The sequence below is a fragment of the Pseudoalteromonas sp. MMG024 genome (assembly GCF_021654175.1).
In the GTDB taxonomy this organism is placed as follows: domain Bacteria; phylum Pseudomonadota; class Gammaproteobacteria; order Enterobacterales; family Alteromonadaceae; genus Pseudoalteromonas.
On the sequence record NZ_JAKFZO010000001.1, the window covers coordinates 74776 to 96252 of the forward strand.

19 protein-coding genes are annotated in these 21477 nt (G+C 40.8%); 12 read left to right on the forward strand and 7 right to left on the reverse strand.

What is annotated here, in order from left to right; translation table 11 throughout:
- The first annotated feature begins 6 nt into the window (after positions 1 to 6).
- Genes L1068_RS00365 through rluB form a run of 4 tightly spaced genes read left to right on the forward strand, consistent with a single transcriptional unit; the run spans position 7 to position 2971 of the window.
- Positions 7 to 627: an L-threonylcarbamoyladenylate synthase gene (locus L1068_RS00365; RefSeq protein WP_010560336.1), complete on the forward strand. Its 621-nt coding sequence runs from the start codon at positions 7 to 9 to the stop codon at positions 625 to 627.
- A gap of 24 nt (positions 628 to 651) precedes the next feature.
- On the forward strand, positions 652 to 1446 hold the full coding sequence (locus L1068_RS00370; RefSeq protein WP_237128577.1) for a segregation/condensation protein A: 795 nt from the start codon (positions 652 to 654) through the stop codon (positions 1444 to 1446).
- Between the two features lie 14 nt (positions 1447 to 1460).
- Positions 1461 to 2042, forward strand: a complete 582-nt coding sequence (gene scpB, locus L1068_RS00375) for an SMC-Scp complex subunit ScpB (RefSeq protein ID WP_100913199.1) — start codon at positions 1461 to 1463, stop codon at positions 2040 to 2042.
- A gap of 53 nt (positions 2043 to 2095) precedes the next feature.
- Positions 2096 to 2971 carry a 23S rRNA pseudouridine(2605) synthase RluB gene (gene rluB, locus L1068_RS00380; protein ID WP_010560333.1) on the forward strand — a complete coding sequence of 292 codons (876 nt, stop codon included), beginning with the start codon at positions 2096 to 2098 and terminating at the stop codon, positions 2969 to 2971.
- Between the two features lie 77 nt (positions 2972 to 3048).
- Here the strand turns inward: rluB and bcp are convergent, their stop codons facing one another.
- Both bcp and L1068_RS00390 read right to left on the reverse strand, forming a co-directional pair.
- The gene (bcp, locus tag L1068_RS00385) at positions 3049 to 3522 is read right to left on the reverse strand and encodes a thioredoxin-dependent thiol peroxidase (protein ID WP_010560332.1); all 474 of its coding nucleotides are present in this window, start codon (positions 3520 to 3522) and stop codon (positions 3049 to 3051) included.
- An 11-nt stretch (positions 3523 to 3533) separates the two neighbouring features.
- The gene (locus tag L1068_RS00390; RefSeq protein WP_010560331.1) at positions 3534 to 4067 is read right to left on the reverse strand and encodes an ACT domain-containing protein; all 534 of its coding nucleotides are present in this window, start codon (positions 4065 to 4067) and stop codon (positions 3534 to 3536) included.
- Between the two features lie 187 nt (positions 4068 to 4254).
- On the opposite strand from L1068_RS00390, the gene bamC reads away from it, so the two are divergent.
- Together bamC and L1068_RS00400 are read left to right on the forward strand one after the other, a co-directional pair.
- Complete coding sequence (gene bamC, locus L1068_RS00395) at positions 4255 to 5385, forward strand: outer membrane protein assembly factor BamC (protein WP_138628558.1); 1131 nt, start codon at positions 4255 to 4257, stop codon at positions 5383 to 5385.
- 158 nt (positions 5386 to 5543) lie between these two features.
- Entirely contained in the window at positions 5544 to 6944 is a 1401-nt protein-coding gene (locus L1068_RS00400) for a YjiH family protein (RefSeq protein WP_010560329.1), read from the forward strand.
- Here L1068_RS00400 and L1068_RS00405 read toward each other — a convergent pair.
- Positions 6941 to 7120, reverse strand: a complete 180-nt coding sequence (locus tag L1068_RS00405; RefSeq protein WP_054979472.1) for a DUF2897 family protein — start codon at positions 7118 to 7120, stop codon at positions 6941 to 6943. The genes L1068_RS00400 and L1068_RS00405 overlap by 4 nt on opposite strands.
- A 134-nt stretch (positions 7121 to 7254) precedes the next feature.
- On the opposite strand from L1068_RS00405, the gene L1068_RS00410 reads away from it, so the two are divergent.
- Together L1068_RS00410 and L1068_RS00415 are read left to right on the forward strand one after the other, a co-directional pair.
- On the forward strand, positions 7255 to 8592 hold the full coding sequence (locus L1068_RS00410; RefSeq protein ID WP_237128578.1) for an ankyrin repeat domain-containing protein: 1338 nt from the start codon (positions 7255 to 7257) through the stop codon (positions 8590 to 8592).
- A gap of 165 nt (positions 8593 to 8757) precedes the next feature.
- The gene (locus tag L1068_RS00415; RefSeq protein WP_237128579.1) at positions 8758 to 10605 is read left to right on the forward strand and encodes an aminotransferase class V-fold PLP-dependent enzyme; all 1848 of its coding nucleotides are present in this window, start codon (positions 8758 to 8760) and stop codon (positions 10603 to 10605) included.
- A gap of 226 nt (positions 10606 to 10831) precedes the next feature.
- Here the strand turns inward: L1068_RS00415 and L1068_RS00420 are convergent, their stop codons facing one another.
- Positions 10832 to 11860: a LacI family DNA-binding transcriptional regulator gene (locus L1068_RS00420; RefSeq protein ID WP_237128580.1), complete on the reverse strand. Its 1029-nt coding sequence runs from the start codon at positions 11858 to 11860 to the stop codon at positions 10832 to 10834.
- 285 nt (positions 11861 to 12145) lie between these two features.
- Between L1068_RS00420 and pgi the strand changes: the two genes are divergently transcribed.
- The 3 genes from pgi to pgl all read left to right on the forward strand — a co-directional run bounded on the left by pgi (position 12146) and on the right by pgl (position 16511).
- Positions 12146 to 13789: a glucose-6-phosphate isomerase gene (gene pgi / locus L1068_RS00425; protein WP_237128581.1), complete on the forward strand. Its 1644-nt coding sequence runs from the start codon at positions 12146 to 12148 to the stop codon at positions 13787 to 13789.
- 539 nt (positions 13790 to 14328) lie between these two features.
- A complete protein-coding gene (gene zwf, locus L1068_RS00430; RefSeq protein ID WP_237128582.1) occupies positions 14329 to 15798 on the forward strand; it encodes a glucose-6-phosphate dehydrogenase in 1470 nt (489 codons plus the stop codon).
- The gene (pgl, locus tag L1068_RS00435; RefSeq protein ID WP_237128583.1) at positions 15798 to 16511 is read left to right on the forward strand and encodes a 6-phosphogluconolactonase; all 714 of its coding nucleotides are present in this window, start codon (positions 15798 to 15800) and stop codon (positions 16509 to 16511) included. Before zwf ends, pgl begins: the two co-directional genes overlap by 1 nt.
- A 52-nt stretch (positions 16512 to 16563) precedes the next feature.
- Here pgl and L1068_RS00440 read toward each other — a convergent pair whose 3' ends face one another.
- Genes L1068_RS00440 through L1068_RS00450 form a run of 3 tightly spaced genes read right to left on the reverse strand, consistent with a single transcriptional unit; the run spans position 16564 to position 18642 of the window.
- Positions 16564 to 17457, reverse strand: coding sequence for a redoxin domain-containing protein (locus L1068_RS00440; RefSeq protein ID WP_237128584.1), 894 nt, complete (start codon positions 17455 to 17457; stop codon positions 16564 to 16566).
- Between the two features lie 5 nt (positions 17458 to 17462).
- Positions 17463 to 17948, reverse strand: a complete 486-nt coding sequence (locus L1068_RS00445) for a TlpA disulfide reductase family protein (protein WP_237128585.1) — start codon at positions 17946 to 17948, stop codon at positions 17463 to 17465.
- 10 nt (positions 17949 to 17958) lie between these two features.
- Complete coding sequence (locus tag L1068_RS00450) at positions 17959 to 18642, reverse strand: cytochrome c biogenesis protein CcdA (protein ID WP_237128586.1); 684 nt, start codon at positions 18640 to 18642, stop codon at positions 17959 to 17961.
- A 207-nt stretch (positions 18643 to 18849) separates the two neighbouring features.
- Between L1068_RS00450 and L1068_RS00455 the strand changes: the two genes are divergently transcribed.
- Complete coding sequence (locus L1068_RS00455; RefSeq protein WP_237128587.1) at positions 18850 to 21231, forward strand: winged helix-turn-helix domain-containing protein; 2382 nt, start codon at positions 18850 to 18852, stop codon at positions 21229 to 21231.
- Positions 21232 to 21477 lie beyond the last annotated feature (246 nt).

The window sequence follows — 21477 nt, forward strand, 5'->3', positions numbered from 1 at the left end:
TATCCAATGAGTCAATTTTTTCATATTCATCCAGAAAACCCACAGGCGCGTTTAGTGCGTCAAGCGGTTGATATGATCCAGCAAGGCAAGGTAATTGTGTTTCCAACGGATTCAGGTTATGCAATCGGCTGTAGCATAGGTAATAAAAATGCAATGGAGCGTATAGCCCGTATTCGTGGCTTAGAAAAACACCATAACTTTACCCTTGTTTGCCGTGATTTATCGGAACTTGCCACTTACGCCCGTGTAGATAACAGTTTGTTTCGATTAATTAAAAATAATACGCCAGGGCAATACACCTTTATTTTTAAAGGTACCAAAGAAGTGCCACGTCGGTTGCTTAATGAGAAAAAGAAAACAATTGGTATTCGCGTGCCTGATCACATAATTACTCAAGCGATTTTGGCAGAGTTGGGTGAACCATTAATGTCTTGCTCGTTAATTCTACCCGGAGAGCAATTTGCCGAGGCGGATCCTGAAGAAATTCGTTTTCAATTAGAAAAACAAGTGGATTTAATTATTCACGGTGGCTATTTGTCTGAGCAGCCAACAACCGTCGTTGATTTCTCGGAAGACACAGTTGAGATTATTCGTGTTGGCGCTGGTGACCCTGCGCCGTTTGAATAAGTATACAGAGTTTAAACAGCGCCCATGAGCGACATGCAGCAGCAAAAATTACCGCTTGGTTTTTTACATGGCAAAGCGGTAACTGACAAACCTGAAGACCTTTATATACCCCCCGATGCACTTGAAGTAGCATTAGAAGCATTTGAAGGTCCGCTTGATTTATTGCTGTATCTGATTAAAAAGCACAAACTCGATATTCTTGATGTCTCGATTGCCAAGATTACTGGGCAGTACATGCAATATGTTGAGATGATGAAAGAGTTTAAGCTAGAGCTTGCTGCTGAATACTTAGTGATGGCGGCGTTACTCGCTCAAATTAAATCTCGCTTATTATTACCGGTACATAAAGAGCTGGAAGAAGAGGAAGATGACCCTCGGGCACTGCTGATTAAGCGTTTACAAGAATACGAACAATTTAGAAAAGCGGCCGAAAATCTAGATGCGTTACCACGGGTAGAACGCGATATTTATATTGCCCATGCGCTGTTAGGTGAAACGCAGTCGTCAGAATTTGAGCTCCCCAATCTTTGTGTAAAAGAGCTGTTGCTGGCGCTTAGTGATGTAATGGCGCGAGCGCAAACGTTAACCCATCATCAAGTCAGTGCCGAAGTGCTTTCAACCCGCGCGCGAATGTCACATATTTTATCGCTTTTAACAGAAAATGATGGGTTTTTGCCATTCTCACAGGCGTTTGAACACGTTGAAGGCAAAGCGGCTGTAGTGGTGAGTTTTATCGCCATTTTAGAGCTGGTGAAGGAAAGCTTGATTGTGGTTCAGCAAAGCGATATAAACTCGCTCATCTACCTTAAACTAAAATAAATAACGAAATAGGTATTATGGCGAAGCGACTTTCTGATGAACAGTTAATTGAATTGATTGAAGCGGCAATTTTTGTTGCGAATACGCCATTAACCAAAGACAAGCTGCGAGACACCGTATTAAGTGACTTTTCTATTTCCCTAAAGCGTATTCAAAGCGCTATTGATGCCATTATGGCGCACTACGCGACGCGCGGTGTGCGTTTAGTAAAAGTGGGATCAGGTTATCGGTTTCAAGCATGCAGTAGTTTATCGCCGTGGCTTAATAAACTATGGCAAGAAAAAGCCCCTAAATATTCTCGTGCATTTTTAGAAACATTGAGTTTAATTGCGTATCGTCAGCCAATTACCCGTGGTGAAATCGAGCAAGTGCGCGGCGTTACCGTAAGCAGTCAAACCATCAAAACCATGCTTGAGCACAATTGGGTAAAAGTGGTTGGTTATAAAGAAGTACCGGGCAAACCGGCACTTTATGGCACCACCAAACAATTCTTAGATCACTTCTCATTGTCTTCATTGAATGAATTACCGCCATTACCAGTAGCACAAGACGAAAAAATCTCACAAATCCTCAGTGAGCCTGCGCAACTTGATTAGCTCTGTGCTAGAATAGCCAACAATTCCTAGCTGCGAAGTTACATGAGAAAATAATGAGCGAAAAGTTACAAAAAGTATTAGCACGTGCTGGTAAAGGTTCACGTCGTGAATGTGAAAAATTTATTGAATCGGGTCGTGTTAGTATTGATGGCAAAGTTGCCCGTTTAGGTGACCGTGTCGAACCAACACAGCGTATCCGTCTTGACGGACATGTTGTTAAAGTTGAAGCGTCAAACGAACGTGTTTGTCGTATTTTAATGTACCACAAGCCTGAAGGTGAGCTGTGTACACGTAAAGATCCTGAAGGTCGCCGCACCGTATTCGACCGTTTACCTCCGCTTGAAAATGACCGCTGGATTGCCATTGGTCGTTTAGATATCAATACCTCAGGCTTACTACTGTTTACCAATGATGGTGAACTTGCCAACCGTTTAATGCACCCAAGTTATGAAGTGGAACGTGAATACGCAGTACGTGTATTTGGTGAGGTAACGGATCAGACGCTGAAAAATGTAACAAATGGCGTTGAGTTAGACGATGGCTTTGCTAAGTTCTTATCGGTAGTGCCGCAAGGCGGAAGTGGTTTAAATAACTGGTTTAACGTTACCTTAACCGAAGGCCGTAACCGAGAAGTACGTCGTTTATGGCAATCACAGGAAGTAGAAGTTTCACGCCTAATTCGTGTGCGCTATGGTGACTTATTACTAAATAAACGTTTACCGCAAGGCGGCTGGGAAGAGCTTAACCTAAAAGATGTAAACTACTTACGTCAAACGGTTGGAATGCGCCGCGAAACCGAAACAAAACTATCGGTAATGCCTGAGAAGCGTAAAGACCGCCGCGCTAAGATTAACAAAATCCGTAAAGCGGTTAAAAAGCATAATCAACGTGTGACGCCGGGCAATAAACGCCGTGCACCAAAAAAGTAATTCGGTGCGTAACTGAATTGTAGATATAAAAAAAAGCGCCAATTGGCGCTTTTTTTAATTAAGAATGTTTTTCTTAATTAAGCATTTTCTTTTAAGTAATCAATAACCACTTGGTGGTGATCTTTGGTTTTAAACTTATTAAAGAAATGTTCAATTGTCCCATCTTGGCCAATAAGGAAAGATAAACGGTGAATGCCGTCATACTCTTTACCCATAAACTTTTTTAAACCCCACACACCAAATGCATCGGCAATGGCATGGTCTTCGTCTGATAACAGTGGGAAGTTAAGCTCTTTTTTGGTTTCGAAGTTCTTAAGGCGTTTTACCGGATCTGGGCTAATGCCAACCGCAACGGTATTAAGTGCTGCAAGTTCCGCTTTATGATCGCGCAGATTTTCAGCTTGCACTGTACAGCCCGGTGTTGATGCTTTTGGGTAAAAATAAACAAGTACTTTGTTTTCTTTTAATAATTCTGCAAGTTCTACTGTGTCACCGTTTTGATCGGCAAGTGAGAATAGCGGTGCTTTATCGCCAGCTTGAAGCGTATTCATATTGTAATTTCCTATCGAATCCGTTTTAAAATGTGTTCTACGTTAGACTTTGAAAAAATGATCTCTAGTTGATGTTTAAATTCAGCTTCATCCACGTCACGCGAGAAATTAATATCAATTTCAGAGCGCATTACCACATCACCATCTTGTTCAACACTATCGGATTTAAGCGCTGCAATATTAACTTGGTAGTCAGCCATTAATTGCGTTACTTTGCTTAGTGTGCCTGGCGTATCAGGGCCGTGATAGGTTAGTTTATAACCTGCTTTATACTGTTTTTCTTGATGTTGGCTGGTGCGTTTCATCATGGTTAATAAACCAAGTTCAACGCTTTTTGTCGGAATATTATATTCAACACGACTAATGGCAGAAATATCGCCTTCAAGCAACATTATAAAGGTGAATTCATTGCCTAAAATGGCAATGCGGCTATCAATAATATTGCAATTGGTTTCACTTACTAGCTTGGTAAGCTCACTCACTATGCCGGGGCGATCTTCACCTATGGCAGTAACAACAAGTTGATTTCCAGTGTTTAACGTCATTTTTAGTCTCAATGGGTTAATAACGTGGCCGCGAATTTTAGCAAATTTAAATGGCTTCAACCATGTAAATATATGATGTGGTGAAAATTATAGCGAATTGTTAAGAATAAATTAAAGATAGGGTGGTGGTTTCTTGTGTTTGGCCCTTAGTAAAAGTAACATAGGCGGCAATTTTGAGAATAATATTATGAACCAAACAGTGTGTGCTGCGTCAAATCAAGCAAATAATAAAGAGCACACCAAGGAGAAATTTGTGCAGTATTGGATCCGAAATTCATTGGTTGTCGCTATCTCAATGGCGATTACTGCTTGTTCTGTTTTCACCAATGATTCGCATCATAAACGCAATTACCGTGTTAATGATGAACTTAAAGTGCCAGGTAACCTGACAAAACCATACAAAGATCCTGCCTACGATCTGGAGTCGGCACAATATACATCAGCTGAAGAAAGTGCGTTATATCTGGTAAAAGCACCGGCTCAAGTACTTACTTTTGCACAAGGTTCATGGATTAACGAAGGCGATAAAGAATCGCGCATTTTCTTCGATAAAAACGAAGGTATTCAAGATTTAGAAAGTTTTATTTGGCAAGCGATTGACGATTTATTTGTTGAGCGCCAAGTAACTACAGAAAATAAAGCTGACAATTTCGTAGTGACTAACTGGCATACAATTGAAGAACCAATTGATGTTTGGTGGTGGGAAGAAGAGCGCGAGCTAAGCCGTCAAAAATTTAAGTTTATAGTTGAAACTGAAGAGCACAAGCGTACCGCATCGGTAAAGGTTGAATTAGTTGATTTTGAATCAAAATATGACGAGTTAACAGCGGTACTACAGCAGCGTTTAGAAGTGGCGGCGCTTAATGAGTTTATTGGTCAGTTTGATTTTAACTACCGACAGTTAATGGTTGAATTAAATAAAGCACGTGGCATTGTATCGCTGCAAATGGGCTTTGATGACAAAGGTAACGCGGCGTTTGTAACTGAGCAAAAAGCACGTGATATTTTTGAGCGCTTCCCAAGCTTCTTAGAGCGCGTTGGTTTCAATATTGATGAAATCGAGCAATCTCGTAACTTAATTTTCGCCACGTACGAAACACCAGACGAAAGCGTTTGGGATTCAATTTGGGGTGATGACGTTCGTAAACTGCCACTTGAAGCAGGTCAGTATCAATTATTGGTTGCTGAAACGAACACCGGTGGCACATCAATTACTTGGCTTGATGCTGAGGGTGAAACATTAGAGCCGGGCACGTTAAGCGATACACTACAAGTTATTTTAGCCATGCTAAAAGAGCGTGGTGTAACCGTTCAATAATTTATAAAATTGGATTAGCAAAAAAGAGCCTTCGGCTCTTTTTTGCTTTTAAACGATAGAAAAGTAGCGATTAAAATAGCAATTAAGTAAATGGTTATGCACTTTGTTGGCAAAGATATGCAGATCAATTTACCGCTATCACTTTAAAGGTAACAAATATGAGTTTGGAAGCTAATCAATCGACTGCACCACGCAGTAATTTTGCGACCATAATGATTTTCCTTATTCCGTCATTAATAGGCGTGTTTTTATTTATGACACCGATTAATTATGGGGGCGAATTCACTATCCCTATAGCGATATTGGCTAAGGAATTAAAAGGCGCGTTAGCACACTCAATTACGCTTATTGTGACATCGGTGATTGTGTCAATGGCAGTAATATCCGGCTTAGCTACGCTATTTAAACCAAAGTTTTTAAAAGCGGGTAGCTTTGTCCGTCACTTACTGATTGTTAGCCCGATTTGGCTTGTGGCACGCACATTAGGCGCTATTTTTGTGCTAATGGCGTACTTAAAAGTCGGGACGTTTTCGATTGGTGATACCAAAATTGAAATTCACTCAGACGCAGTTGGTGGCTTGGTACTGCACGAGTTGATGCCAATTCTATTTTCGGTGTTTATTTTAGCTGGTTTATTACTGCCTTTATTGCTTAATTTCGGTTTGCTTGAATTAGTCGGTACGTTACTGACTAAAGTAATGCGTCCACTTTTTGGTGTACCGGGTCGCAGTGCCGTTAACTGTGTTGCCTCTTGGTTAGGTGACGGCAGTGTGGGTATTTTAATGACTGCTAAGCAGTATGAAGAAAAACATTATACACAGCGTGAAGCGGCGATTATTGGCACAACATTCTCGGCAGTTTCAATAACCTTTTGTTTGGTGGTTATTGGCCAAGTAAAATTGGCGCATTTATTTGCACCGTTTTACCTTACTGTGTGTATGGCGGGTATTGCCGCTGCACTGATTGTTCCGCGCTTGCCACCACTTAGATTCAAAAAAGACATTTACATTGATGGTGAAGAAGTAAAAGGTAATCCCGAGGCATTACCTGAAGGGAAAACCTTGTTTAAACATTCACTTGATGTAGCACTTGATAAAGCACGTCATGCGCAAACAATTAAAGAAACGCTTATCGATGGTTTAAAAAATGCCGTTGATATGGTGTTTGCGGTACTGCCAGTAGTTATGGCAATCGGTACGATTGCACTAGTAATCGCTGAATATACGCCAGTATTTCAATGGTTAGGCACACCGTTTATTCCTCTGTTTGAACTGATGCAAATTCCGGAAGCTGAGAAGGCTGCGCAGACTGTGGTTGTAGGTTTTGCCGATATGTTTATTCCATCAATTTTGGCGGCGCAAAATATAAACAGTGAACTTACGCGTTTTGTGGTTGCGGCAATGAGTGTAACCCAGTTGATTTACATGTCTGAAGTGGGTGCACTGTTACTAGGTAGCAAAATTCCAGTAAATATCTTTGAGTTATTTATGATTTTCATTTTGCGTACATTAGTAACGCTACCGGTAATTGCCTTAATGGGACATTGGTTAGTAGGCTAATTTTCGTGATCTTTTTCGGCTCGCTGTTTTTCTTCTAATGAGCGGCGAGCTTTTTCTATCGGATCTTGATTAAAGTTTTTCATATCCATTTTTGCGGAATGCTTTAGTAACGCGATATTGCTCCAAATCACGCCAAGCACAATTGCGATTATTAAGATTGTGGCCCAGATGCTCATAGATTTGCCTAAAAGTTGTGAATTTCTTTAATTTTAACCCAGTAAATAGAACTTAATAAGTTCTTTTTCATCAATTAAATAGTTGTTACTATTAGCGCGTTTCGCGTAATTACATTTTATTCTGGAGCACTGCGTTGTCACTTGAGCGAGTATTAGTTTGGCCTGAGGCTTATCCACTTTTATTAAAAGGTTTGTTAGAGCAAAATGGCGCATTTATTTTGGATGCCCTTGAAGCTTGGCCGAAATGCGAAGAGACCAAAGACGCGCAAGGGATCAGCACCAGCGTGCTACCGCCATTGTATTATTTATTGTGGCTAAAGCCAGCAGAGCCATTTGAGCAATGTTTCTATCAGCATATATTCGAATACGATGATAATGCGCAGCAGTATATTGAATCGGCTATTACGCATTTACATCAGCAACTCAATAGCAAAGAAGCAATAAGTGAACTCTTGTTATCACGAATCGACCAATACGCGGCGATTGGCAATCAGGTTGCAATGCAGAGTGAGCTAACACTTACCTCACTGTGTATGCACTTGCGTTTCTTTAAGTTGTTTCAGCAGTTTTTAAACCTCGGCATGCCGTTATCACACGACGATGTGTTAGCGATTTGGGCGGATGATGATTTTCGTGAAGTTGCCTTACCCTTTATTAAAAGTAATGTAACTGGCGATACCAACGTATTAGCTGAAGAAATCGCCGATAGGTTACGCCAAGGCGAAGACTTTTTTGATTTGTTACTTGCGCTCTCTGATGGTGAAGTTGATAACCGTTTGTTAGAGCGTGCATTGCTATCTCATATTTCACAGCCTGATGCTAAACAAAGTTTATGTATGCGCTTTATCGAACAGGGTGCAAAAGGGCAGATCACTGATGAAGATGGTTTAACCGCCTTAATTTGGTCAGCTAAGCAAGGCTTTGCAAATGTATTTGATGCATTGCTAAGCAAGGAACGTGCAACTGAATGTGATTTAAAAGGTAATAACTTGCTGCATTTTGCGGTGCGAGCTCGCAGTTTGGATATTATTAGTAAAGCGCTTAACGGTGGCGTAAATTATCATCAAAAAGACAGTGATGGCCTTACACCATATCGCTTAGCGGTTGAATTAGAGCTGCCTGAAGTGATAAAGCACTTCGAACACAAGTTTGGTATTAAAGAATTGAGTGAAGAAGGGCAATTAAAACTGATCCAGCATGTGCATTTGTTACATGCATTAGTGTGTTTTATTTTGCCGTTACAGATTTTTCTGATTTTTTCAGACTCAATTACCATTAAAACAGAAATCAGCATTGCGACAACACTAGTGTCACTCGGTGCATTTGCTTTTGCCTTGTCATTAAAGCGCAGCAATTTATACCCAAATATTAAGCATCCGTTTGCACTGACGCTCATTCGCATATTGTCGCCAATATCACTCATATTAGCGTTATTACTGCTATTGGTGATCTTAACAACTGTACTCAGCTAAGCTGTTTCTAATAACTATAAAAGGCCACTTACACAGTGGCCTTTTTTTGTTTGTGGTAAAAGCTTTATAAAAAGCCGTTAGGTCAAAACGAAATGTTATTAGCCTTTCTGATGGATATTTGCAACAATGTTATAAGATATTCCATAAAGTAATAAAGCAGTAACCATGAGCCAATCTTTAATTTATTTAGACGCCAATGCAACAACACCGGTTTACAGTGAAATCGCTCAGGAAGTGATGCACTGTATGGAAGTGGAGTTTGGTAACCCGTCGTCATCTCACATTACCGGGTTAAAAGCAAAGCGTTTAATGGAAGACACACGCCAATTAGGCAAACGATTAATTGGCGCTGAAAAGGGAAGGTTGCTATTTACCTCGGGTGCAACAGAGGGGATCCAAACGTCGGTTGTATCTGCATTGGTTGCTGCAAAAAATCACACTATCGAAAAGCCAGTATTGCTTTATGGCGCAACTGAGCACAAAGCCGTGCCAAATACGCTAAAGCATTGGAATGAGTTACTTGAAATTAACGCTGAAATATTAGCAATTCCAGTTGATAAAAAAGGCTTGCTCGATCATCAGTTTATTGCAGAGCACAGCAAAAATGCTCTGCTAATTTGTACCATGATAGTAAACAATGAAACAGGTGCAACACAAGACATCGCAGCATTAGATAAAGTGATCCGTGATAACAATCCAAATGTGTTTTGGATGGTGGATTGTGTACAAGGCTTAGGTAAACAAAAATTGAATCTTGACCAAACAAGCATCAATTATGCGCCGTTTTCTGGTCACAAGCTGTATGCACCTAAGGGTATTGGCTTTTTGTATTTAAGTGAAGATGCACCACTGACACCTTTTATTGCAGGTGGTGGGCAAGAAAGTGGCGCGCGTTCAGGTACCGAGAATTTGCCAGGCATAGCAGGTTTAAAAAAGTTATTTGAATTAATGCAAAAGGGCGAAGCAAGCCCGTTTAAATCGGCAGATGTGTTGGCGAGTTACCGTGATAAGTTAGCAAAAGCATTGTCGCATACATTTGATGAAATCGTTTTTAATAATGATTTTTCAGTATCGGTTCCAACCACTATTAACTTTAGTGTTGCTAACATTTCAGGCAGCGAAGTAATGAATTTATTTGATGCTGCTGGCATTCGAGTGAGTGCAGGTTCTGCTTGTAGTTCAGGTGCTGCGAGTAGCTTTGTACTCGATGCGATGAATCTAGCGCCGTGGCAAAGTGAGAACGCTATTCGCCTATCGTTTGGCCCAATGGCAAGTGAAGATGAAATTAACAGTGCGTGTGAGCGTATTATGGCGCTTAAGGATAAGCTCGCAAATGCATGTATGTTAACGAGTTATACCAAAGAAACACCGTGTGCAGTTGGTATTAACCAATATGTGGTCGATGGCGATATTATGTACCTTATTGTCAATCAATCACTTGATACCTTACTAATTAACCCTATCTTTTCTGAGATCAACAAGGTTAAGCGTTTAGCAACTAAGCAAGGGTTGAAGATCAGCCATATTGTTAGCGATAAATCTGACTACGCAGACGTATTTTTAGACAGTCAATTCGTTGATTTAGCTACAGATAAAGTAATGCCTGAGTTTAACGTTGAACTGAGCGATCGCGCAGTGTTATTTACCAATCAAGCTAGTCAGTTAAAGCTTGCATTAACATTAAACGCACCTAACGCGGTTACCGAAATAAACAGTACCGAGCTTAAAGCACAATTAGCCGCTAATAAATTGGATGGCATCATTGATATTCGCGAGCATTATGAACATCAAGAAGGTGAACTGAGTGACTATCTAAAGGTCCCACGCGATATGGTGACGAATATTCCAAGTCACCGCTTGCTAAATGAGTTTGTTTCAGGGCAGCTGGTAAAAGACAAACATTATGTGTTGGTGTGCCGCAGTGGTCGTCGTTCTAAAGCCTGTTGTGAGCTACTGACTAGCCTTAACTTTACTAAGTTAAATAATCTCTCTGGTGGCGTTGCTTTTATTTAGCAGTGGATAACAGCACGAATAGAATTAACTTACATAGCAGGTTATTCTAGCGGGTTAAATTTAATGCTAACAACGTTTGAGTTTATCAATGTAGAACAACGGCATAAGAAATGTTTTGCTATGTGATTATTTATTTACCAGCACAAACTCTGATCACATACATAACAGAATTGGTATAAAAAAAGCAGCCTAAAGCTGCTTTTTTTATAATTTAAATGAATTGTTTTTACAGCGCATTACCGGTTGAATCCCTCACAACCAATTCAGGCGTAAAACAAATTGCCATTTTTTCTTCTTTGATTTTAGTTGGGCGGCTGTTTGCAAATAGCAGTTTTGCTGCTTGCGTAGCAATATCTTGGTTAGACTGGTGAGCCGTTGTTAATTTTGGCCATGTTTGTTTTGAGAAGGGTGAATCCTCAAATCCAGTAATAGACAGTTGCTCAGGAATTTTAATATCCATCAGACGCGACGCGAATAATGCACCCGCCGCGATTTCATCGTTACAGGCAAAAATAGCGGTGACTTTTTCGTTATTCGCCATCAGTGCTTTAGCGCCTTCAACACCAGATTCAAACGAGTACTTACCCGGAAATATCAGCGCATCGTTTAGCGTAATATTATGAGCAGACAATGCGGCTTTGTAACCCGCTAAGCGCTCAAGTGTTGATCTGTGTTCTTCTTCACCGGTAATAAATGCAATGTGCTTGTGGCCGAGCGAAATTAAATGCTCGGTAATTTGATATGCAGCATCGTGGTCATTTACGAAAATGGCGTTAGGCTTACTTTCTTTTTCGCTTGGTTCGCGGCCCGATAATATACGCACATAGTTAATGCCGATAGAATCAAGTAAATCTGTAACATCTTGACGCTCAGACAGCGGTGGCGTTAATACTAATCCCGATAAACGCGAGCGCTCGATCATGGTTTGAATTTCTTCTAGCACATTTTCGTCGGTGCTGCTGCACGGGTGAATAAGTAGTTCGTAACCTTCTTCTTTACAGCGAGATAAGATACCATTTTGCATATCAATGACATAATAAGCATTCGGGTTGCTATAAACAAAGCCGATAGCAAATGACTTGGTACCTGCTAAACTACGCGCCGCTAAGTTTGGTTTGTAGTTTAATTCTTTAACAGCAGCCATAACCTTATCGGAGGTTTTTTTTCTAACAGAAGGCTCGTTGTTCATAACTCGAGACACTGTTTTCATTGATACGCCGGCTAGGCGTGCAACATCATTTATGGTGACTTTCATATTGTTATTATATCTTTTGCTGATGAGCTTTGCGTAAAGCATGGGGTTAATAACACACAACGTATTATTCTAACTGTTTTTTTTTCAAGTCTGTAGCTATGTTTCATAATTTATACAATTAATATGATGTGATACCGGTGTCAAAAAGTTTAAATTGCCAATTGACAGCGTTGTCATTTTTACTTATTGTTAACCTAGACATTTTAATAAGTAGTAACTTTAGCAAGTGTTTAGCGAGTTTCAAGTTGCAAACACACGCTTAAGGTAAAGAGAGTTAGGTAGAGTATGAGTAGTCGTTCTTCTTTAGCAAGTTGGCAAACACTGGCAGGCCTTGCAAGTGATATAAAGCAACAGCACTTAGTTGATTTATTTGCTAATGATGCACAAAGATTTGAGCGTTTTTCCACGCAGATTGATGGCGTTTTCTTTGATTACTCAAAAAACCTGATCACTCAAGATGTTAAAAATGCGTTATTAGCACTCGCCAATGATGTTGATTTGGCATCATGGCGCGACAAAATGTTTTCTGGTGAAAAAATTAATATTACCGAAAACCGCGCAGTGCTGCATACCGCTTTACGTAAACGCAATAATCAGGCGGTGTATGTTGACGGCGAAAATGTGGTTGATGCCGTTAACGCAGAATTGAATAAAATCAGTGCATTTACCGAAAAAGTGCGCAGTGGCGCTTGGTTAGGTTACACAGGTAAGCGCATTACTGATGTAGTGAGCATTGGTGTTGGCGGCTCAAACCTTGGCCCGCAAATGGCAACAGAAGCGCTTGCGGCCTACGCGGATGAAACACTTAAAGTGCATTATGCATCAAACGCCGATGGCATGCAGATAGCAAATGTACTGAGCAAAGTGAATGCGGAAACCACGCTATTCATTATCTCAAGTAAAACCTTTACCACATCAGAAACCATGGCGAATGCGAAAACAGCTGTTGCATGGTTGAAACAGGCTGCCGGTAATGACGATGCGGTTGCAAAGCATTTTGCCGCAGTGAGCACCAATTTAGAAAAAACGTCAGAATTCGGTATTAATCCAGACAACGTATTTACCATGTGGGATTGGGTTGGCGGACGTTTTTCAATGTGGTCAGCAATTGGTTTACCTATCGCTTTGTATCTTGGTTTTGATGCGTTTATTGAATTACTTGAAGGTGCATTTGATGTTGATAAGCACTTTGTAGAAACAAACTTTGAAAATAATATTCCTGTGCTTATGGCGCTTTTAAGCGTGTGGAATACAAGCTTTTTGGACGCACGAGCGCAGGCCATTTTACCTTACGATCAAAGCATGCATATGTTACCAGCATACCTGCAACAAGCAGAGATGGAAAGTAACGGTAAGTCAGTCACGTTTGATGGCAAAGCGATTGATTATAGGAGCGTACCACTTATTTGGGGTATGACAGGTATCAATGGTCAACACGCGTTTTACCAATATTTGCACCAAGGTACGACGATTGTGCCGGCCGATTTTATTGGTTCAATTAAGCCTGTGCGTGAGGTGAATAATCATCATGAAATTCTAATGGCAAACTTTTTTGCACAAACTGAAGCCATGATGACAGGGGTTAGCAAAGCGCAAGTTGAAAAAGAATTAGCAAGCAAAGGCTTAAGCGAAGCACGTATTGCTGAGCTGGTTGAGCATAAAGTACATCAAGGCAATCGTCCTACCACATCAATTTTACTTGATACCATTGATGCGAAGCATTTAGGCCGTTTAATTGCACTTTATGAACATAAGATTTTCTGTCAGGGCATTATTTTAGAAATTTGTTCATTCGACCAATGGGGCGTGGAATTGGGCAAAGGCTTAGCAAATGCCATTCAAAAAGAGTTAGAGACAGATGAGCAGCTCACACACGATAGCTCAACAGCGGGCTTAATTGCACTGTATAAAAATAAGCGAAAAAATTAAAAAGCGGTCAAATGTCAGGGTTAAGTTACTTGCATTAGCTTAGACTGCGCGGTTTTCAAAATGCCTTAGGCTGCTTTTAAACTGCAACAAATACCTTTGAACGGGTAGCACTGAGTTATTTGGAACGTCAATTGGTGAGAGAGTTGACGCTTCCAAACACTCTTATTTACCGGTTCAAATAGCAACTTGGCAAATGCAAGTTGAACGTAATCAAACAGTAAAAAATACCTTTGAACGGGTAGCGCTGAGTGATTTGGAGCGTCAATTGGTGAGAGAGTTGACGCCTCCAAAGCTCATATCCGTTTATAAAGCGAACTGAGTAGCGCTGAGTATTCAGGGGTAACAGTGGGTGAGAGCATTGTTACTCCTGAAAACTCTTTTCTTCATAGCCCCATTTGCGTGAGCAGTTACATACGAATTCAATATAAATTAGCATTCATAAATAGCTTACCCAAGCGCTATTTAGTGCTAACATAACGAACTAAAAACACATTCTATATTGTACTTAACAACAAGTTACTAAAACGAAGAGAACAATTATGCTAAACCCATTCGATATCGTTATTTTTGGTGGTGGTGGTGATTTATCACTGCGTAAACTGCTGCCTGCAATGTACCGTGCCTATCAAGAAGGAAATCTGCCGGAAGGGACGCGAATTCTGCCAACCGTTAGGGCATTAGCAAACGAACAAGAATTTGTTGATAAAGTACAAAGCAGCCTTAAGTCGTTTTTAGGTAAAGGCGAATATAACGCGAAAGACTGGAAAGCGTTTTCTGCGTTTTTAAAACCAATTGTTGTTAATGTCACTGAGCAAGACGATAACTGGTTACGTTTAAAAGAAATTTTAGAGTCAGACGCTGAAGACAAAGCGCGCGTTTTTTATTACTCATTACCGCCTGCGGTATACGGCCGTTGTAGCGAACTTTTATCTGATAATCAGCTGATTACTAAATCAACACGTGTTGTGGTGGAAAAACCAATTGGCTACTGCGGCGCGTCAGCAGAAGAAATTAACGCGAAAATCGCAGAATACTTTAAAGAAAGCCAAATTTATCGCATCGATCATTACCTGGGTAAAGAGACAGTTCAAAACTTAATGGCACTGCGTTTTTCAAATGTGATGTTTGAAAATATGTGGGATGCAAAATCGATTGATAATATTCAGATCAGTATTTCTGAAACTGTTGGCCTAGAAAGCCGAGCGGGCTTTTACGACAAAGCCGGTGCGCTGCGCGATATGGTACAAAACCACTTGTTACAACTACTGTGCCTTGTAGCGATGGAATCTCCAAATAAGCTAACGGCGAAAAGCATTCGCACTGAAAAATTAAAAGTACTTGAAGCTTTGCGTCCACTTATAGGTGATGACGTTGAAGCGAACACCGTACGTGGTCAATATGTACCGGGCCAACTTGATGGAAAATTGGTACCAGGTTACTTAGAAGAGTTAGGCGAAAACAGCGAAACAGAAACCTTTGTAGCGATCCGTGCGCACATTGAAAACTGGCGTTGGGCTGGTGTACCGTTCTACCTAAGAACCGGTAAACGCATGAAGCAGCGTTGTGCTGAGATTATCGTAGAATACAAAAATGTATCTCATAACGTGTATGACGAAACAGTTGGCGGCATTGAGCCAAACCGATTAGTGATCCGCTTACAGCCGGAGGAAAGCATTCAGCTAACGCTAATGTCTAAGCGTTTAGATAATTTAGAAATGCAACTTGAGCCAGTAACGCTCGATCTCGATTTGTCTAAAAACTATGAAAATGGTTTCCATTCAGATGCGTACAAGCGCTTAATGCTTGATGCTGCGGCTGGTAATGCATCACTGTTTATTCACCGTGACGAAGTACGTCAAGCATGGGCGTGGATTGATCCAATTATTGAACAGTGGCAAACAGCGGGTATGCCAGCACTTTATCGTGCAGGTACGTGGGGTCCAGAAGATGCAGACGAGCTACTCGCTGAAAATAATCACGCATGGTACAACGCAGGGAATAACAAATAATGTCAGCCAATATTATTGAAAAGTTTTTTGATTCAAAAGATGCCTATAACGCTGAATTAGGTGAAGATCTTGCTCAGTGTTTAGCACAAGGTATTGAACAAGATGGGCGTGCTGTACTAATGGTATCAGGCGGTTCGTCACCGGCGCCAGCATATCGCTATTTAAGTGGTCTTGAGTTAGCGTGGGATAAAATCGACGTAGCTATGGTTGATGAACGTTGGGTTGAGCAAAGTCACGATAAAAGTAATGAAGCGTTTATTAAATCAACGCTATTACAAGACAACGCTGCAGCTGCTAACTTTGTAACTATGAAAAACCCAGCGGACAGTGCGCAACTTGGTCAAGCTGAGTGTCAAAACGCATATGCGGCACTTAAACAAAATTTTGATGTGACGATTTTAGGTATGGGACCAGATGGTCATACCGCATCACTTTTCCCGCATGCTGAAGGCCTTGATAAGGCGTTAACAACGACTGATTTAGTGGCGGCAATTGATGCAATTAAAAGTGATGTAACAGGTGATATTACTGAGCGCATGACATTAACGCGTGCTGCTATTTTACAATCGAAAGTGATTAAGCTTTTAATAAGCGGTGAAGAAAAACTGGCAGTTTATAAAGCAGCTAAAGCTGGCGGAGAGGTTGCAGAGATGCCACTTCGCGCTATTTTACAGCAAACAAAGGTACCGGTAGAAGTGTACTGGACAGCTTAATGTTTGACTAAAATAGATTAAAAAGCCCAACTTAAGTTGGGCTTTTTTTTGTTTAGAAAGCGTGACGCTTCAAAATAGCTCCGCGATGATCTATGGCAATTTTATAAGGCGTTTGAGAGACACCATAACGTTTAAAAATCACATTTTCACTGTCCCAAATTACCGGCATTTGTAATTGATGCCGTTCAATAAAACTACGTACATGGGCTTCGTTAACGTAGTAGCCACTGATCACAGCCAGATACAATTTACCTTGTTTAAGTTGGTTTTCAGCTAATTGCTTTAGGCTTGCCTCACAATCTGGAAAGTGTGGCATTGGGCACAAACTATCAAGAAATACCAACTCAAGCGTATTACTGGGTTTGAGCATTTTAATGGTAGTGCCTAACGATACCGTTTGCCCCGATAAACTTTCACGAACAAAATCTGAAAATTGTTCACCAACGGCAATATGATTTACCGGTGGTTGTTTTTTAAAGCGTGGTGAAGACGCCTCTTTTATTAATTTGCTTTTGTAATGTGCAAACTGAGCTTGGGAAATGTGTTGGTTTAATTTTAGATATGCCAATAGTGCAGCATCATCACCTTTAAATATAACTTTGTCATCGTGCTCAATAATATGAAACGGTGTTTGCCAAACGCCATATTGCCGCATTAACTTAAACCCTTTATCTATCTCAATGGATGCAAATTGCGGGTAGTATCTTTTGAATTCAGTTAACTGACTGGGTGTTACATTGAGATCTTGCTGTTTATAGCTAACGCCAAAGCTTTGTTGATTTAGCCAGTCAATAAACACGGAATTTGCGCCATCATAATGTGCCCAAATATCCATAAACACCGTATGTTTAGTTGGCTCTTGTGTTTTTGTATACGCGGGGTTAGCAAAAAATAGCAAGCCTAAACTTACAACGACGATGTGCAATGCTTTAAGTTGATTAAACATAGTTACTATTCCTTATCTGGTAACGCAGCGATATAGGCGTCAATTTTGTCTGAATGTAAAAAGCTCGTTAGCGCAACCTTGCCGCTTTGCTCGATTAAAATATGATAAGGCGTGCCTAATACGCCAAAGTTTTGCGTGATTTCGCCGTTTGTATCAAACACTGTATCTAGCGACAGATTATTGCGGTTAAAGTAGGCGTTAATATTGTCAACTGAATCATTAATGCCAACGTTCACCGTAATGATGGCGATTTTGTCGCTATGGTTTTTATTTAACTCTGCTAAATGTGGCATTTCAGCTTTGCAATATTGGCACCATGTTGCCCAAAACTTAAGGTAAACGGGTTTTTGCTTTAGTAACTCTTTTAAATTAATAGCGTTACCTTTTAGGGTATGGCTAACTAAATTAGGTGCTTTGTCGCCAACCTTAAGCGGTGATGCAAACAAAGGGATAGCAAGAGTAAATAACACAAAAGCCAGTATATTTTTCATATTAATATCCTTAAAACGTGATTTGAAAATAGAAGTAAAGGGCCACACAAACCAGCAAGGCCGCCAATATGTATTTGAAGCCGTTAAGCCAAGGGCCGCTTTTTGGCAGCTTGTTTAAAACGTTGGAGAAAATGCCTGCAATGAACAGTAAGGCACTTAATCCAAGTGCAAATGCGAACAAATAAATGGGGCCAACGAGTGGTACTTGCTCAGTTGAAACATACATCAGTAACATACCAAGTAACGGTGAAGTGCAGGGTGCCATTACCAAGCCGGATAACGCACCACTGACAAATACATTGAGTGGCGCATACGAACTGAATGAATTTTTGGTGAAAGAAAGCTGCGGCATACTTATCCAGCCAAGCATCCATGCAGCCATGACTAAGCAAAAGCTACCCGCAATGAACAACATTGCAGGGTGGGTGGCGACACTGCCGAACAAATACCCCAGCTTGGCGGCAAAATAACCTAATAAACTGTAGCTAAGTGCAAGGCCTAACACATATAAACAAGTGTATGCTGTTGACTGGTAGCCATTGTTTGCGTGCTGGCGTACCACTGCAACGGTAATTGGCAGCATTGGGTAAACACAGGGCGTTAGGCTGGTTAGTACGCCTGTCACAAATATTACCAGCACCACATACAGCGATGCTTTATCACTGACGAGGGCTTCTTGAATAAACATTTCCATACTGAGCTCACTTTAAAAATTGGCTTGCGTCAGTGTTGCTGTTATTTTTCAAAAACCCTATTAAATCGATATAAAATCCATCTAAAATAAATATATTTATATATTTTTCAATGCATTAAGTTTTAGCTTGGTGTTTGTTAAAGGTTTTGTTTTGCTATGCTTTGATTTATTATTTAGGCCTATTTTGATTTGTGGATGGATGCGCTGTTGTTTCGTTTTAGTGATTATGAATTTGAACCAGAAACAGGTTACCTAACGCGGCTGAACGATGCCCAAACTCAGCAGCCGGTGTTACTGCGAAACAAGGTCGCAAATTTGCTGACTTATTTTTTGCAGCACCCAAATGAACTAATAGCGAAAGAAACCCTACTTACACATTTATGGCAACATGGTGACTATCGCGAATCAGCATTAACGCAAAGTATTCGTGAGTTGCGTTTGGCTCTAAACGATGATGCAAAATCGCCGCGCTACATTAAAACAATTCCACAACGTGGTTATCAGTGGATTTGCCTAATAACACGTGACGTAAATCAGGCAAAATCAAAGCATTCTGAACAGCCCACAGCAAAAAAAGCACAGACAGAAAACACGTTAAATAAATCCCTACGTTTATGGCTTGTCGCGGGCGTTCTAATGTTAGCCGGGTTAATATTGGCTGTTGGAATTTGGCAACCTTACAGCGGTAATCTAGCTAACCATAGCGAACAACAAAACCAAGCTACATCGCGTTTGCGAGTAATGGTGCTGCCGTTTATTAACGACACACAACAGCCAAGCATGGCGTGGCTAGAACATGGTTTGTCAGATATGTTGGCGGTTGATTTAAAGCGCTCTCAACGGGTTGATGTGATTTCGCCCTCTGAGGCACATTTATCGTTGTTGAAAAATGAGTTACCGTGGCCCGCAATGCCAGTACAAATACGTAACTTACTGGATAAGCTTGAGGCAAATGTAGCTATTTTCGCAAGTGTGCGCATGCATCAGCAAAAACAAGTTATCGACTTTCAGGCAATTTATTCCGATGGACGTATTAAACAGGGCAGTTTGAGCTATGACGAGTTAGCATCTCAGATTGAAGTTATCTCGCAGCAGATTCTGGCAATGATAAATGCTCATAAACAAAACACCAAAAAAGTGCATCCTGATATTTCCGCAATGGCGATAGCTCAAGGCATGCAGGCGTTGCAAACCACAGGTGCTTTTGATGCGATTAAGTATTTTCAAGCTGCGAACACCATATCGCAAACGAATTGGGCAAGCGCTTATTTGGCAAGAAGTTATGTTGCTGTGGGAAAATGGTCACAGGCTCGCGCCGAATTTAGTAAAATTGAGCAAAACGACCTAAATTACGATCCACTACTTGATGCTTTTATCGCGTATTGGCAAGCAATTATCGCGACACGCCAAGGCAGTAGCGACCAACACGCTTTGATTGAAAAAAGTGTTCACGCCAGTATCAACAGTCAAGACCCACAATTAATTGCTGAAAGTTATCGTTTACAAGCGTCATTGGCTTGGCAAGCAATGAAATGGCAGCAACATGATGACTTACTGAAAAAAGCAGCGAAGTTAACTGATGATTATACGGAGTTAGCCGCGACGGCAGATTCACTATTTTATTTAGGGCAACCAAATAATGTGGGGCTAGAAAAAAGCCCGTATAACGATTTAGCCAAAAATAAAGAGCGATTGACCAAGGCACTGAGTTTTTACCGAACTTTAGGCAATCTAGAAAAAATCGCGGCAACGCAACTGGCTATTGCGCAAAATTATCATTTTGACCAAGAAAAGCGTGAAATCGCTTTGCAAGATGCGTTAGCGCGCTTTACCGAACTTAACTTACCGTATGAGTTAGCGATGGTAGAACTGTATGCGGGGTTTTATCATATGCAATTGCACCAAGGACAACTTGCTGAGCAGTATTTTAAGCAAGCAAAGCATGGGTTTGAAAAGCTGGGTGCCAAATCGGCGTTGCCTTGGGCTGATTTTTACTTAGCATTTTCCTATCTTGATCAAGGGCTAGATCAAAGTGAACAGGGCCGCCATGGGCAAAACCCTGAAATGCTTAAACGAGCCATTAATACGTTTCAGACACTATTACCGAAGACGCAATCGAATGTGATAAAAGCAAGCAGTTATGTATTTCTTGCATGGGCATACACCGACTTACAACAGTTTGATAAGGCCAAGCACGCACTTGAATTAGCGTTAACCCATTCCAGCGATCCTGCGTTAACTGTAACAAATGAATACGCGCGTTATTCGTTAATTTATATTTACCTGCTACAAGACCAAGCGCAAAAAGTACTGGAAATAGAGAAACGCCCTTGGCGTACAAGATTGCAAGCAGTTTATGTCGCTAAAGCGTATGCTGCATTAGCGCAATATAATAAGGCGGACAACACGCTTAATGAATTAAAAGAAGTAATGCCGGGGTATTTCACAACACAAGATAACGACTTGCTTGAGGCTTATCGCAGACAAAATAGGGCAGGCAGCACCATGCTCGAACACACTCTGCCTAAAGCACATTCCGTTTATTGTGAAACAGATTGGTCGATTGATATCAGTAAACATGCTAACTAACAGTGCTCCAATCAATATCGTTTTACCAGTCATTTTGTGCGTTTATGTAAGCTGGGTGTCCATTGCTTGCTTCATGTAAAAGGATTTACAAGATTGATGAATAGCAAGGCAGTTGTTCTTTATTACTTCCTTTTAGCGTGTCTTTATCGCGGCGCTTGATATGTTGTCTAGCAATCTAAGTGAATACAAAGCTTGCGGGCTTAGCTCACTTCCCTTATTTGGATTTTGCTCACAACAATGATAAAA

Coding starts and splice junctions, on each gene's coding strand:
- L1068_RS00365 (WP_010560336.1), top strand. CDS start 7: ATGAGTCAATTTTTTCATATTCATCCAGAAAACCCACAGGCGCGTTTA.
- L1068_RS00370 (WP_237128577.1), top strand. CDS start 652: ATGAGCGACATGCAGCAGCAAAAATTACCGCTTGGTTTTTTACATGGC.
- rluB (WP_010560333.1), top strand. CDS start 2,096: ATGAGCGAAAAGTTACAAAAAGTATTAGCACGTGCTGGTAAAGGTTCA.
- bcp (WP_010560332.1), bottom strand. CDS start 3,522: ATGAATACGCTTCAAGCTGGCGATAAAGCACCGCTATTCTCACTTGCC.
- L1068_RS00390 (WP_010560331.1), bottom strand. CDS start 4,067: ATGACGTTAAACACTGGAAATCAACTTGTTGTTACTGCCATAGGTGAA.
- bamC (WP_138628558.1), top strand. CDS start 4,255: ATGAACCAAACAGTGTGTGCTGCGTCAAATCAAGCAAATAATAAAGAG.
- L1068_RS00400 (WP_010560329.1), top strand. CDS start 5,544: ATGAGTTTGGAAGCTAATCAATCGACTGCACCACGCAGTAATTTTGCG.
- L1068_RS00405 (WP_054979472.1), bottom strand. CDS start 7,120: ATGAGCATCTGGGCCACAATCTTAATAATCGCAATTGTGCTTGGCGTG.
- L1068_RS00415 (WP_237128579.1), top strand. CDS start 8,758: ATGAGCCAATCTTTAATTTATTTAGACGCCAATGCAACAACACCGGTT.
- L1068_RS00420 (WP_237128580.1), bottom strand. CDS start 11,860: ATGAAAGTCACCATAAATGATGTTGCACGCCTAGCCGGCGTATCAATG.
- pgi (WP_237128581.1), top strand. CDS start 12,146: ATGAGTAGTCGTTCTTCTTTAGCAAGTTGGCAAACACTGGCAGGCCTT.
- zwf (WP_237128582.1), top strand. CDS start 14,329: ATGCTAAACCCATTCGATATCGTTATTTTTGGTGGTGGTGGTGATTTA.
- pgl (WP_237128583.1), top strand. CDS start 15,798: ATGTCAGCCAATATTATTGAAAAGTTTTTTGATTCAAAAGATGCCTAT.
- L1068_RS00440 (WP_237128584.1), bottom strand. CDS start 17,457: ATGTTTAATCAACTTAAAGCATTGCACATCGTCGTTGTAAGTTTAGGC.
- L1068_RS00445 (WP_237128585.1), bottom strand. CDS start 17,948: ATGAAAAATATACTGGCTTTTGTGTTATTTACTCTTGCTATCCCTTTG.
- L1068_RS00450 (WP_237128586.1), bottom strand. CDS start 18,642: ATGGAAATGTTTATTCAAGAAGCCCTCGTCAGTGATAAAGCATCGCTG.